10 protein-coding genes are annotated in these 12,745 nt (G+C 70.8%); 6 read left to right on the top strand and 4 right to left on the bottom strand.

What is annotated here, in order from left to right:
- Positions 1 to 86 precede the first annotated feature (86 nt).
- Together LGR54_RS02845 and LGR54_RS02850 are read left to right on the top strand one after the other, a co-directional pair.
- Positions 87 to 1,448: an ActS/PrrB/RegB family redox-sensitive histidine kinase gene (locus tag LGR54_RS02845; RefSeq protein WP_230360443.1), complete on the top strand. Its 1,362-nt coding sequence runs from the start codon at positions 87 to 89 to the stop codon at positions 1,446 to 1,448.
- Between the two features lie 129 nt (positions 1,449 to 1,577).
- Positions 1,578 to 2,126: an ActR/PrrA/RegA family redox response regulator transcription factor gene (locus LGR54_RS02850; RefSeq protein WP_214007770.1), complete on the top strand. Its 549-nt coding sequence runs from the start codon at positions 1,578 to 1,580 to the stop codon at positions 2,124 to 2,126.
- Positions 2,127 to 2,241: 115 nt separating this feature from the next.
- Here the strand turns inward: LGR54_RS02850 and LGR54_RS02855 are convergent, their stop codons facing one another.
- From LGR54_RS02855 to LGR54_RS02865, 3 genes are all read right to left on the bottom strand, one after another.
- Positions 2,242 to 2,991, bottom strand: a complete 750-nt coding sequence (locus LGR54_RS02855) for a bifunctional 2-polyprenyl-6-hydroxyphenol methylase/3-demethylubiquinol 3-O-methyltransferase UbiG (protein ID WP_230360444.1) — start codon at positions 2,989 to 2,991, stop codon at positions 2,242 to 2,244.
- 348 nt (positions 2,992 to 3,339) lie between these two features.
- Positions 3,340 to 4,161 (bottom strand): class I SAM-dependent methyltransferase, encoded by an 822-nt coding sequence (locus LGR54_RS02860; protein WP_230360445.1) that lies wholly within the window; start codon positions 4,159 to 4,161, stop codon positions 3,340 to 3,342.
- A 107-nt stretch (positions 4,162 to 4,268) separates the two neighbouring features.
- Positions 4,269 to 5,270: an adenosine kinase gene (locus tag LGR54_RS02865; RefSeq protein ID WP_230360446.1), complete on the bottom strand. Its 1,002-nt coding sequence runs from the start codon at positions 5,268 to 5,270 to the stop codon at positions 4,269 to 4,271.
- 595 nt (positions 5,271 to 5,865) lie between these two features.
- Between LGR54_RS02865 and murJ the strand changes: the two genes are divergently transcribed.
- Together murJ and trpS are read left to right on the top strand one after the other, a co-directional pair.
- Positions 5,866 to 7,497: a murein biosynthesis integral membrane protein MurJ gene (gene murJ, locus LGR54_RS02870; protein ID WP_230360447.1), complete on the top strand. Its 1,632-nt coding sequence runs from the start codon at positions 5,866 to 5,868 to the stop codon at positions 7,495 to 7,497.
- Positions 7,498 to 7,657: 160 nt separating this feature from the next.
- Positions 7,658 to 8,713 carry a tryptophan--tRNA ligase gene (gene trpS / locus LGR54_RS02875; RefSeq protein ID WP_230360448.1) on the top strand — a complete coding sequence of 352 codons (1,056 nt, stop codon included), beginning with the start codon at positions 7,658 to 7,660 and terminating at the stop codon, positions 8,711 to 8,713.
- Positions 8,714 to 8,823: 110 nt separating this feature from the next.
- Here the strand turns inward: trpS and LGR54_RS02880 are convergent, their stop codons facing one another.
- Positions 8,824 to 9,426, bottom strand: a complete 603-nt coding sequence (locus tag LGR54_RS02880; RefSeq protein ID WP_230360449.1) for a GNAT family N-acetyltransferase — start codon at positions 9,424 to 9,426, stop codon at positions 8,824 to 8,826.
- A 145-nt stretch (positions 9,427 to 9,571) separates the two neighbouring features.
- Here LGR54_RS02880 and ytfQ point away from each other — a divergent pair, with 145 nt between their 5' ends.
- Complete coding sequence (ytfQ, locus tag LGR54_RS02885; protein WP_214007764.1) at positions 9,572 to 10,549, top strand: galactofuranose ABC transporter, galactofuranose-binding protein YtfQ; 978 nt, start codon at positions 9,572 to 9,574, stop codon at positions 10,547 to 10,549.
- Between the two features lie 615 nt (positions 10,550 to 11,164).
- A complete protein-coding gene (locus LGR54_RS02890; RefSeq protein ID WP_230360450.1) occupies positions 11,165 to 12,736 on the top strand; it encodes a sugar ABC transporter ATP-binding protein in 1,572 nt (523 codons plus the stop codon).
- Positions 12,737 to 12,745: the final 9 nt, after the last annotated feature.

A 12,745-nucleotide genomic window follows, 5' to 3' on the forward strand; every position in this document is an offset into this window, starting at 1 on the left:
AGTCGCTTTCGGCCGCACGTCAACGAATCAGCGCATTCCCGCCGCGCCTCGCTTGCCTGTATAGAGGGCGCGCAAGGGGGAACAAAATGCCACTTTCGCTGGATCATCCGATCGGCGAGCGCTTTTTCGGCCTCAGGCTGGACACGCTCATCCGCCTGCGCTGGCTGGCGATTTCCGGCCAGACCGCCGCCATCGTCGTGGTGCAGTGGCTGCTCGGCTTCACCGTGCCGATCGGCGCCTGCCTCGCGGTGGTGGCGCTTTCCGCATGGCTGAACCTCGCTCTGCGCCTGCGCTCGCCCGGCGCGCGGCGGCTGTCCAATACCGAGGCGACCTGGCTGCTGGCCTATGACATCCTGCAGGTGGCGGCGCTGCTGTTCCTCACCGGTGGCCTCGCCAATCCCTTCGCGGTGCTGTTCCTCGCCCCGGTGCTGATCTCGGCCACCGCGCTGTCGCCGCGCTCCACCTTGCTGCTCGGGCTGCTCGCCGGGTTCCTCGCGGCGCTGGTCGGGCTGTGGCAGATGCCGCTGCCCTGGCGGCACAGCGACGCGGTCGGCGGCGGGCCGCTGCTGCCGCCGCTCTATCTCGCCGCCATCTGGTGCGCGCTGGCAGTGTCCATCGCCTTCATCGGCACCCATGCCTGGCGGGTGGCCGAGGAGACGCGCGAACTGTCCGAGGCGCTCGCCGCCACCGAGCTGGTGCTGGCGCGCGAGCAGCATCTCTCGGCGCTGGACGGCCTCGCCGCCGCCGCCGCCCATGAGCTCGGCACCCCGCTGGCCACCATCACCGTGGTCGCCAAGGAACTGGCGCGCGGCCTGCCGGCCGACAGCCCGCTCGCCGATGACATCCGCCTGCTCGGCGAGCAGTCCGACCGATGCCGCGCCATATTGCGCCGCCTCACCACGCTCGATGCCGGCGAGGCGCCGTTCGACCGCATGAAGGTCACTCATCTGCTGGAGGACGTCGCCTCGCCGCACCGCGATTTCGGCATCGCCGTCGAGGTCTCCGCCACCACCCGCATCGGCGAGCCGGTGATCGCCCGCAATCCCGGCCTGATCTACGGGCTCGGCAACATCGTGGAGAACGCCGTCGACTTCGCCGCGCGCCGGGTGGAGATCGCCGCCGACTGGAACGACCGCGACCTCGTCGTCACCGTCACCGATGACGGGCCGGGCTTCCCGGCCGAGCTCATCGACAGCATCGGCGCGCCCTATCTCACCAGCCGCGGCCGCCATCGCTGGCGGCGCGAGGAGAATGGCGAGGGCGAGGATGGCGAGCACGGGCTCGGGCTCGGCCTGTTCATCGCCAAGACGCTGCTGGAGCGCTCCGGCGCCGAACTGGCCTATGTGAACCTGCCGGCGCCGCGCCACGGCGCCCGCGTCACCGTGCGCTGGCCACGCCGGCAGGTCGATATTTCCGAGCGCGAGACCGTCGTCGCCGAGGCGAAATGACAAGCGTTGACGCTGCGCTATAATGCCACGGCGCTGTGCATTGCCGCCCCTGCGGTGTAGCCTCGCATAAAACACAGAGGCCGCCGCAATGCATGGCGGCCGCTAGGGAGCCCTCGCCAGGGAAACGCCATGCTCGATACCACCGCCGATAACATCGAACGCTCGCTGCTGATCGTCGATGACGACCGGCCGTTCCTCCAGCGTCTGGCCCGCGCCATGGAAATGCGCGGCTTCGCGGTGACCACGGCGGAAACCGTCGCCGACGGCCTCGCCCGCGTTGAGGGCGGCCCGCCGGCCTATGCCGTGGTCGACATGCGGCTCGGCGACGGCAACGGCCTCGACGTCATCTCGGCGCTGAAGCGCCGCCGCCCGGAAGCGCGCGGCATCATCCTCACCGGCTATGGCAACATCGCCACCGCGGTGAACGCGGTGAAGATGGGCGCGGTCGACTATCTGGCCAAGCCCGCCGACGCCGACGACATCTGCGCCGCGCTCAACGCCCAGGCCGATTACAAGCCGCAGCTGCCGGAAAACCCGATGTCGGCCGACCGGGTGCGCTGGGAGCACATCCAGCGGGTCTACGAGCTGTGCGGGCGTAACGTGTCGGAGACGGCGCGCCGCCTCTCCATGCATCGCCGCACGTTGCAGCGCATCCTCGCCAAGCGGGCGCCGCGATAAGGCGCCGCGCGCGCCGCGCTAGAGTTTCGCTCGCGCGCCACGCTGAAATCCCGGGCGCCGAGCCCCCGGCCCGGCCCGGCCCGGCGCGCTGTGGGCCGTGCGGCAATCCTCGCCGCTAGATGCGGCGCTGGACGATGTCGAGGAACTTGCTCATCGCCCGCGAGGGAAGCTGGTTCAGCAGCGGGCGGAACGCGATGCGTTCATAGGAGGCGAGGGCGAGATAGAGCTCGGGACAGACCATGTCCACCGGGAGCGGGGCGATCGCGTTGCGCTTGAGGTGGTCCTCCACCTGGGCGATCAGGTCCGGCCGGCGCTCGCTGACATAGACCAGCGCGTTCTGCCGGTACCAGAAATGCACGTCGTCGGCGTTCCACACCTGCGGCCGGATCAGGTCGAAATGCCGGAACGACCGGGTTTCGAACCGTTCCACCCAGTAGGACTGCCATTGCTCGTTGATGTGCCGGAACCCGCCCTGGAAGGGGATGGCGGCGCCGAACAGGATCAGGTCGCTGTGGGCCGTCAGGCTGTGGACCAGTTCCTCGCCGCCCTGCCGGCTCACATGCTCGGCCACTTCCAGACAGATGGCGAGGTCGAAGCGCTGGCCGAGATCGAAGGGCTTTTCGAGGTCGACGATGCGCACCGCGTCCGCCGCGATGCGGAGCTTCGCCACGTCCGTCCAGGGACCGTCCACGCCGAGGATGGTCTCGATTCCGAACCCCTGCGCCGCCTGGAGCCAGATGCCGTCGCCGCAGCCGACATCGAGCACGCTGCCGAAGGGGAGAGCGGAGCGCAGGGCCGAGAGGATGCGGTCGGCCGCGGCCGCGGTCTTGGTCTGGTGCCGGCGATGCCAGTCGACGTCGTACATCGGTTCGCCCTCTTCAGGGAAAAGGAACGGATGGAACGCACGCGCGCCGTGAAACGGCGAATGGCGGCCTGATCGTGCCGCGACCGGAATGCGACGATTCATGGAATGCGAAGATTCATGCGCGGAAGCGGGCGGCTGGTGGCTCGCGATCCGGCATCCCGCACGAGGCCGGATGTGGCATGCTACCGGCAGGGGTGCCGGGCATGAAGAGACGACAAGGGATAAGGCGAGCGATCTCTCGCGCCCCGACCCCGGGACCGCTTGTCCGAAAGGATAGGGGGCTCGTCCCGGCGTGCCCCGCGCCGGCCGTCTGCGCGGCCTTCCCCGAACACGGTGTCGCGGCCAGCCTCAGCCCGGCTCCTTTCGGAAGGCCAGCACCGCGCTCACCTCGATGACGTCGTGGAAGCGCCCGTCCGGGGCGAGCCGTTCGAGTTCGTCGCGCAGCTCGCGCTCGAAGGCCGGCTGGGCATCGCCGAGCGCCGCCGGCGAGGTGAGCGAGCGCGAATAGGCGAGGCCGATCACATCCTCGATGCCGCGCTCGCGCGGCAGGATGCGGCCGATCCGTTCGACATGGGCGAAGGGCGAGGCGAGCAGCACCGCCTCATGCGGCACCCAGCCCGGCTGCTGGCGCGCCCGCCGGTCGGCATAGCGCTGCGGCGCGTGCCGCTCGGCCAGCCGGTCGAGCACCGCATGCCAGTCCGGGGTGGCGTGCAGCCGCCGGTCGCCCATCAGCACCACGCCGCCGCCCGGCTCGATCAGCGTGTCGAGCGCGCGCAGCGTCGCCGGCCGGTCCATCCAGTGGAAGGCGCGGCCCATCACCGCCGCGCCGAACCGGCCGAGTGCCGGCGAGAGGTCGTAGGACGAGCCGCGGATCAGTTCGAGCCGCACCCCGGCCGCCGCCGCATCGGCCTTGGCCGCCGCCAGCATGGAAGGCTCGGGATCCATGCCGGTGACGTCGTAGCCGAGCCGCGCGAACAGGATCGCCAGCGGCCCCGGCCCGCAGCCGACGTCGAGCAGCCGGTCGCCGGCCTCCAGCCCGACGCGATCCGCCACGGCGGCGATCAGCTCGGGCGGATAGGGCTGGCGGTAGCGGCCGTAATAGTCCGCCGTCGAGCGGAAGCGGGCGGCGTCGTAGGGGATAGGCGGGGTCTGGAGCTGGACGACGCTCATCTGGCGAACCTCTGCGACGGACCCCGCAACGCGGTACCCGCAAAGCTTCGCCGGCAATCGTGACGAAGTTGCGTCCGATGCTCCCCGCCCATTCCGTTGCGGAATGTCTAGACCCGCAGCCCGTTCTCCTGCGCCAGCTCCTTCAGCCGCCGCTCGGCGCGCGCGCCCATATGGCCGATCACCTCGGCGGCGCAGAGCGCGCCGAGCCGCAGCGATTCCTCCGGGGCGAAGCCGCGCGCGAAGCCGTGCAGGAAACCGGCGGCGAACAAATCGCCGGCGCCGGTGGTGTCGACCACCTCCTCGACCGGGTGGGCGGGCACCGCGACGCGCTCATTGCCGGACACCCACAGCGCGCCCTGCTCGGAGCGGGTCACCACCGCCCGGCGCACATCGGCGGAGAGCTGGGCGAGGGCGGTGTCGAAATCGGCGGTCTCGTACAGCGCCTTCAGCTCGCCTTCATTGGCGAAGACCAGGTCGACGGTGCCCTCGCGCATCAGCTTGAGGAACTCGGCGCGGTAGCGGTCGACGCAGAAGGCGTCGGACAGCGTCAGCGCCACGTGCCGCCCGGCGTCGTGGGCGATGGCGGCGGCCTTGAGGAAGGCCTGCTTGGCCGGCGGCGGATCCCACAGATAGCCTTCGAGATAGGTCACGGTGGCGCTCGCCACCGTCGCGGCGACGACGTCGTCCGGGGTGAGGTCCTGCGCCGCGCCGAGATAGGTGTTCATGGTGCGCTCGCCGTCCGGCGTCACCAGGATCAGACAGCGGGCGGTGGCGGCACCGGCCTGCGCCGCCGGGGTGCGATAGGCGACGCCGGCCGCCTCGATGTCGTGGGCGAAGATGGCGCCAAGCGCATCGTCCTTCACCTTGCCGACGAAGCCGGCGCGCCCGCCCAGTTCGGCGATGCCGGCCATGGTGTTGGCCGCCGAGCCGCCGGAGATCTCGATGCCCGGCCCCATGGCGGCATAGACCGTCTCGGCACGTTCCTCATCGATCAGCGTCATGCCGCCCTTGCGCATGCCGTGGGCGATCAGGAAGTCGTCCTCGGCGCGGGCGAGCACATCGACGATGGCGTTGCCGAAACCGATCACATCGAGGGTTGCCGCGGTCACGTTCGGGCCTTTCGGATGGGGAAGCGATGTCTGGCGGTAGCAGAGCCGGCGCGTGGCGGCAATGCCGGGCGGCCTCGAGGGGAGGCCGGGAGGTCAATCGTCGATCTCTCCCTCGAATCTCGATGGCTGGCGCGGTCAGGGGCCGTTGATGCCTTGATGTCCCGTCGCGGCCTGTCCCATCCTCATCCCGCCGCCGCGACCCTGTGCGTGCGCGGCTTTGTTCCGGCACGGCGGCGGTCGCCCCGTCCGGCCGTGGGGGCGAGGCCGAGACGTCAATCGTCAGCTCGTCCCCGAGCCTCCATGGCTGGCGCGCTCAGGATCATGGGTGCCTTGATGTCCCGCCGCGGCTTATCCCGCCGTCGTCTCGCCAACGCGGCCCCGCGCGTGCCGGGCTTTGCTCCCGGCGCGGCGGTGGCGGGGGCCCCGTCCGGCGTCAGGATGAGGCCGAGGCCCCAGCCCTCGCCCTTCCACGACCGGCCCTTGGGAAGCGCGCCCTTCGCCCCCACGCCTTCCCCCGCATGGTTGCACTGCGGCGCCCTTCCGCCGCGCGTTCCGAGCGTCTATTGCTGGCGAGGTCCCAACCGCCGGCGCCTTGATGTCCCTGCTGCGGCATGCCTCCACCGTCGTCTCGCTGACGCTGCTCTCGCGCGTGCTCGGTTTCGCCCGCGACGCGGCGGTGGCGGCGCTGTTCGGCACCGGCGCGGTGGCCGACGCCTCGGTCGCCGGCCTCGCCATTCCCCAGCTCGCCCGCCGGCTGCTCGGGGAGGGGGCGCTGAACGCCGCCATCCTGCCGCGCCTGCCCGCCGCTTCTTCCCCGCCCGCCCCTTCCGCCGCGACTCATCCCGCCACGCTCGGTACCGTCGCGCCGGAGCCTGCGCCGGCTTCCGCCTCGCTTCCCGCCGTTGCGACCGCCGCCCCGCCCTCCTCCACGCCGCCCTCCCCGCCCTCGGGCGCCTTCGCCGGGGCGCTGCTCCTCGCCTTCACCGTCGCGGCGGGCCTGCTGGCGGCGGGGCTGGCGCTGTTCATGCCGCAGGTGGCGGCGCTGCTGGCGCCGGGCTTCCTCGACGATCCCGCCCGTGCCGGCGGCGCGGTGCTGGCCGGGCGCATCGCCATGTTCGCTTTGCCGCTGGCCGCCTGCGCCGGCGTGCTCGCCGCGTTGGTCAATGCCGCCGGCCGGGTGACGCGCCCGGCCTTCGCCCCCGCCGTCGGCAATCTCGCCGTGCTGGCGGTGATCGGCCTGTTCGCCCTCCTCCATGTCGGCGGTAGCGAGGGGTTCGGCGCCCGCGCGCTGGTGTTCCTCGCCGTGGCGACGCTGGCCGGCGCGCTCGCCCAGCTCCTGGTGATCGGCGCCGCGCTGCCCTATCGGCCGGCCACCCTTGTGCCGAACCGCGCGGCGCTGAAGGCGGCGCTGCCGGTGCTGCTGGCGGCCGGGCCGACGCTGTTCGCCGCCGCGCTGCCGCAGCTGCGCATCCTCGTCGCCAATGCCAGCGCCTCCGGTCTCGACGGCGGCGTCTCGGCGCTGTTCTACGCCACCCGCCTCGTCGAATTGCCGCTCGGCCTGGTCGGGGCGAGCGCCGGGGCGGTGCTGCTGCCGGCGCTGGCGGTGCGCGGTCGGCCGGAGAATCTGACGGGTCACGCGCTCGTCGCGGCGCTGGCGCTCACCGCCCCGGCGGCGATGGGCCTCGCTCTGCTGGCCGAGCCGATCGTGCGGGTGCTGTTCCAGCGCGGCGCCTTCGACGCGCAGGCGACCGCGCTCACCGTCACTGCGCTGGCGATGCTGGCGGCGAGCCTGCCCTTGCAGGCGATGGAGCGCATCCTGTCGACCGCCGCCTTCGCGCAGGGGCTCGGCCGGCTGGTCACCCGCGTCAGCCTCGCCGCGCTGGTCGCCGGCGGGGGGATCGGCTTCGCCGCCGCCGGCCCGCTCGGCCTTGCCGGGCCGGCGCTCGGCGTCGTTGTCTCCAGCGTGGTGGCGCTCATCGGCCTGTGGGGCGGGCTCGCCCGCGCCGGCCTGCTGCGTCTCGACGGCGGCGAATGGCGGCGGCTGGCCGCCTGCCTCGCGGCGACGCTGGTCATGGCGCTGCCGGTCGGGCTGTCGGCGCATTTCCTCGCCGCCCCGCTCGCCGCCGGCGGCCTTTCCGGCGCGCTGGTGCTCGGCGGCGTGGTGCTGGCCGGTGTCGTCGCCTATGGGCTGGCCGCCGGCGGCCTCGGCCTGCTGCCGCGCCGCTGAGACCGTTCCGGCTTCCGGCTTACAGCCCGGGCTTCAGGCTTACGGGCCCTTGCGCCGTCAGGCCGTGCGTGCCATGACGCGGACCCTGGAAAGCCGCGTCCGCGGCGGACCCGGCGGGAGATCCCGTTTCTTCGAGGTTGCCAGCCTTTTCGAGGGTGTAATGAACGTCCAGCAGCGCGTGTTTTCCGGCGTGCAGCCGACCGGCAACCTGCATCTCGGCAATTATCTCGGCGCCATCAAGCGCTTCGCCGAGCTGCAGGACAGCTTCGACTGCATCTATTGCGTGGTGGACATGCACGCCATCACCCCGGACATGCGGGTCTGGGGCGGCCCGTCCGAGCTGTCGCGCAACATCCGCGAAGTCACCGCCGCCTACCTCGCCGCCGGCATCGACCCGACCAGGCACATCGTCTTCAACCAGAGCCAGGTCTCCGGCCATGCCGAGCTCGCCTGGGTGTTCAACTGCGTGTCCCGCCTCGGCTGGCTGAACCGCATGACCCAGTTCAAGGAGAAGGCCGGCAAGGACCGCGAGAACGCCTCGGTCGGCCTCTACGCCTATCCCAACCTGATGGCCGCCGACATCCTGCTCTACCACGCCACCCATGTGCCGGTGGGCGAGGACCAGAAGCAGCATATCGAGCTCACCCGCGACATCGCGCAGAAGTTCAACAACGACTTCGCCGAATCGATCGCCGCCAACGGCCTCGGCCGGGGCGAGGAGGGCGGCTATTTCCCGCTCACCGAGCCGCTGATCGGCGGCCCGGCGGCGCGGGTGATGAGCCTGCGCGACGGTTCGAAGAAGATGTCGAAGTCGGATCCCTCCGACCTGTCGCGCATCAACCTCACCGACGATGCCGACGCCGTCGCCTCGAAGATCCGCAAGGCCAAGACCGATCCGGAGCCGCTGCCCACCGAGCTCGACGGCCTCAAGGGCCGCCCGGAGGCGGAGAACCTCGTCGGCATCTACGCCGCGCTGTCCGGCAGCGGCAAGGAAGAGGTGCTGGCGAATTATGGCGGCGGCCAGTTCTCCACCTTCAAGGGCGCGCTGGTCGAGCTGGCGGTGGAGAAGCTCGGGCCGATCGGCAACGAGATGAAGCGCCTTGTCGCCGATCCCGGCCATATCGACGCGGTGCTGCGCGACGGCGCCGAGCGCGCCCGCGCCATCGCCGACGTCACCATGCGCCAGGTGAAGGACATCGTCGGCTTCGTGCGCTGAGCGCCGGCCGCCGGGGGGCGCGTTCTCGCGCCGCTTCGCCTGCCGCGACGGGCCCTCGCCTTCGTTTTCGCTCGCCCCTGGTTCCGCCGGGTGCGAGGCGCCGCGTGCCGCTATTGCGGCGCCAATTCCATCGCCATGTGCATGGAGCGGACCGCCAGCCCCATCCGCCGATAGAAGTGTTGCGCCGCCTCATTGGCGGCGGACACGTTGAGGCTGAGCGCCTCCACGCCCTCCTCGTCGAGTAGGGCGCGCATTGCCGCGAACAGCGTGGTGCCATGGCCCCGGCGGCGCTGGGCGGCCTCGATGCCGAACGCCATGAGAAACGCCGCCTTCGCACAGGGCGGATCCGGATGTTTGGCGTCGGGGCGCCCGGAAAAATCCAGCACCCGCACGGCGCTCATGCCGATGACGGCGCCGTCCTGCTCCACCACCAGCGTCCGGCACCCTTCGATCACCTCCAGCAGCCGCACTTCGCCGCAGTCCGGGCCGTAATCGGGTTCGTCGGCTTCAGTGGCGATCTGGCGGAGCAGGCGGAGTATCGCGCCTTCGTCGGCCGGCGTCGCGGGGCGGATCAGCATGGCGGCACTCGCTCGAGGGCGGCGGTGATCCGCCGATTTCCGGAACCCAGGCAGCTTCGGCGCCCCGGTCTGATCCGACAAGAGCGGACCGCTGGCGCCCACGCGCCGGCCGGGCCGTTGCGTCAGCTCCGGCATGACGTTTGCGGCCGCGAAGGGCTCGCTGCACTGCGGCTGAAAAGTCAAACAGTATGACTATTCAAGCGTTCCAAACCGTGCCATAAAACGCCAGCTCACAAGCGCCCGGAAGTGGCGCGCAGCTGAACCTCACGGGAGAAACGCCATGTCCTTCAAGGCTTTGATGCTCGCTACCGCCATGTCGGCGGCTCTGTCCGGCGCCCTGTTCGCCACAGGCGCCCGCGCGGGCGACCTTACCGTCGGCTTCTCGCAGATCGGCTCGGAATCGGGCTGGCGCGCGGCGGAGACCACCGTCTCCAAGGCGGAGGCGAAGAAGCGCAACATCACCTTCAAGATCGCCGACGCCCAGCAGAAGCAGGAGAACCAGATCAAGGCGATCCGCTCCTTCATCGCCCAGGGTGTCGACGCCATCTTCCTCGCCCCCGTCGTCTCCACCGGCTGGGACACGGTGCTGAAGGAGGCCAAGGAGGCCAAGATCCCGGTCGTGCTGCTCGACCGCGACATCGATCCCTCCGGCAAGGAACTCTACCTCACCGCCGTCACCTCGGATTCGGTGCATGAGGGCAAGGTCGCCGGCCAGTGGCTGGTGAAGACCGTCGCCGGCAAGCCCTGCAACGTGGTGGAGCTCCAGGGCACGGTCGGCGCCTCGGTCGCCGCCAACCGCAAGAAGGGCTTCGAGGACGGCATCGCCGGCGCCTCCAACGTCAAGATCGTCCGCTCGCAGACCGGCGACTTCACCCGCGCCAAGGGCAAGGAAGTCATGGAAAGCTTCATCAAGGCCGAGGGCGGCGGCAAGAACATCTGCGCCGTCTACGCGCACAACGACGACATGATGGTCGGCGCCATCCAGGCGATGAAGGAAGCCGGGCTGAAGCCGGGTACCGAAGTGCTCACCGTCTCCATCGACGCGGTGCCGGACATCTTCAAGGCGATGGCGGCCGGCGAGGCCAATGCCACCGTCGAGCTGACCCCCAACATGGCGGGCCCGGCCTTCGACGCCATCGTCGCCTACAAGGACAAGGGCACGGTGCCGCCGAAGTGGATCCAGACCGAATCCAAGCTCTACACCCAGGCCGACAACCCGAAGGCGATCTACGATTCCAAAAAGGACCTCGGCTACTGAGGCCGGGCGAGGTCCGGCGCCGCTTGTCTCCGGGCGGCGCCTCTTCCTCCACCGAAGCCCGGTCGTTGCCGGGTTCGCGGAGAGGGAGGCATGGAACCGAGAGGGGCTCCCTCTCCCTGCGTAGAACCCGGCTGCTGCCGAGTTCTGCCGACAGCAGGGTCAAAGTCGGAAATGTCCGACTTTGACCGGAGAGGGATGGGGTGAGGGGTTCTTCCCGATCTCTCCCTCACCGATACGCCTCGCGGCCACCTCTCCGTCGAAGCCGGATACCTCCGGCTTCGACTCCGCCGGAACCCAACCCGGCGATATCGGGTTCGGGCGGCCGGATGCTTCCGGTCTCGACCTTGCCGGAACCGAACCCGGCAATGGCCGTGTCCAGGCGGAGGAGAGGATGAGCGGCGCATCCCCCGAAGCTCCGCCGCGAGGGGAGACCGAGCCGGCCCACCCGGCGCGCTCCGCGCGGCCCCGTCTTCATCGCCCTCTACCCGCCGGAAGGGCTCACGCCTCGATCCTCCGGCGGCGCCGTCCACTTCTTCTCCCTGTGGAGAATGGCGGCTTGTCCACCGATCTGTCCACAGCCTGTCCACCGAGGCCCGCCGCCGGCGAGAGCGTTCCATGACCCCGAGCGACACCCCGACCGATGATCGCCGCGATCCGGCTCCCCTGCTGGAGCTCGCCGGCTTCTCGAAGTCCTTTGCCGGCTTCAAGGCGCTCGACGGCGTCAGACTTACCCTGCGTCATGGCGAGGTTCATGCGCTGCTCGGCGAGAATGGCGCCGGCAAGTCGACGCTGATCAAGTGCATGACCGGCGTCGTCCATCGCGACGCCGGCACGCTGCGGCTCGACGGCGCCCTGATCGCCCCGCGCTCGGCGGCGGAGGCGACGCAGGCGGGCCTCGCCACCGTCTATCAGGAGGTCAATCTCGCCCCCAACCTGTCGGTGGCGCAGAATCTGTTCCTCGGCCGCCAGCCCACCCGCTTCGGCCTGGTGCGCGAGGGCGAGATGCGCCGGCGCGCGGCGGCGGTGCTGGCCGGCTTCGACCTCAACATCGACGTCGCCGCGCCGCTGGAGAGCTATTCGGTCGCCGTGCAGCACATCGTCGCCATCGCCCGCGCGGTGGACCAGTCGGCCCGCGTGCTGATCCTCGACGAGCCCACCGCCAGCCTCGACGCCCATGAGGTGGAGATCCTGTTTGCGGTGATGCGCAAGCTGAAGGCGCGCGGCATCGGCATCGTCTTCGTCACGCACTTCCTCGATCAGGTCTATGCGATCTGCGACCGCATCACCGTGCTGCGCAACGGCCGGCTCGCCGGCAGTGCCACCACCGCCGAGCTGCCCCGGCTCGATCTCGTCAAGATGATGCTCGGCCGCGAGCTGGCGCATGCCACAGCCGAGCGTGCCCTCGCCGCCGCGTCGGGCGAGGCCGCTGGCGGGCGCGAGGCCGCCTTCGCCGCCTTTGAGGGCTATGGCAAGGCGGGCTATGTCGCGCCGTTCGACCTCGCCTTGCGCCCCGGCCATGTGGTCGGCCTTGCCGGCCTGCTCGGCTCCGGCCGCACCGAGACCACCCGCCTCGTCTTCGGCGCCGCGACAGCCGACACCGGCACCGCCATCGTCGACGGCGCCAAGGTAGCGCTGGCCAGCCCGGCCGAGGCGCTGCATCTCGGCTTCGGCTATTGCCCGGAGGAGCGCAAGACCGAGGGCATCGTCGCCGAGCTCACCGTGCGCGAGAACATCGTGCTCGCTTTGCAGGCCAAGCGCGGCGCGCTGAAGCCGCTGTCGCGCCGCGAGCAGGACGAGATCGCCGCCCGATTCATCCGCCTGCTCGACATCCGCCCGCCGGATCCGGAACGGCCGATCGGCCTCCTGTCCGGCGGCAACCAGCAGAAGGCGCTGCTGGCCCGCTGGCTCGCCACGCAGCCGCGCCTCCTGATCCTCGACGAGCCGACGCGCGGCATCGATGTCGGCGCTCACGCCGAGATCATCGCGCTGATCCGCCGGCTGTGCACTGAAGGCATGGCGCTGCTCGTCGTCTCTTCCGAGCTGGAGGAGATCGTCACCTATGCCGATGAGGTGATCGTGCTGCGCGACCGCCACCATGTCGCCCGCCTCACCGGCGAGGCCATCACCGTGCCCGGCATCCTCGCCGCCATCGCCGCCGATGCGCCGGCGGGCGAGCAGGCCGCGTGAGGGAGGGGA

It is taken from the genome of Ancylobacter sp. Lp-2, from assembly GCF_020523795.1.
Taxonomy (GTDB): domain Bacteria; phylum Pseudomonadota; class Alphaproteobacteria; order Rhizobiales; family Xanthobacteraceae; genus Ancylobacter.

Coding starts and splice junctions, on each gene's coding strand:
- LGR54_RS02845 (WP_230360443.1), top strand. CDS start 87: ATGCCACTTTCGCTGGATCATCCGATCGGCGAGCGCTTTTTCGGCCTC.
- LGR54_RS02850 (WP_214007770.1), top strand. CDS start 1,578: ATGCTCGATACCACCGCCGATAACATCGAACGCTCGCTGCTGATCGTC.
- LGR54_RS02855 (WP_230360444.1), bottom strand. CDS start 2,991: ATGTACGACGTCGACTGGCATCGCCGGCACCAGACCAAGACCGCGGCC.
- LGR54_RS02860 (WP_230360445.1), bottom strand. CDS start 4,161: ATGAGCGTCGTCCAGCTCCAGACCCCGCCTATCCCCTACGACGCCGCC.
- murJ (WP_230360447.1), top strand. CDS start 5,866: ATGTCCCTGCTGCGGCATGCCTCCACCGTCGTCTCGCTGACGCTGCTC.
- trpS (WP_230360448.1), top strand. CDS start 7,658: ATGAACGTCCAGCAGCGCGTGTTTTCCGGCGTGCAGCCGACCGGCAAC.
- LGR54_RS02880 (WP_230360449.1), bottom strand. CDS start 9,426: ATGCCGGAGCTGACGCAACGGCCCGGCCGGCGCGTGGGCGCCAGCGGT.
- ytfQ (WP_214007764.1), top strand. CDS start 9,572: ATGTCCTTCAAGGCTTTGATGCTCGCTACCGCCATGTCGGCGGCTCTG.
- LGR54_RS02890 (WP_230360450.1), top strand. CDS start 11,165: ATGACCCCGAGCGACACCCCGACCGATGATCGCCGCGATCCGGCTCCC.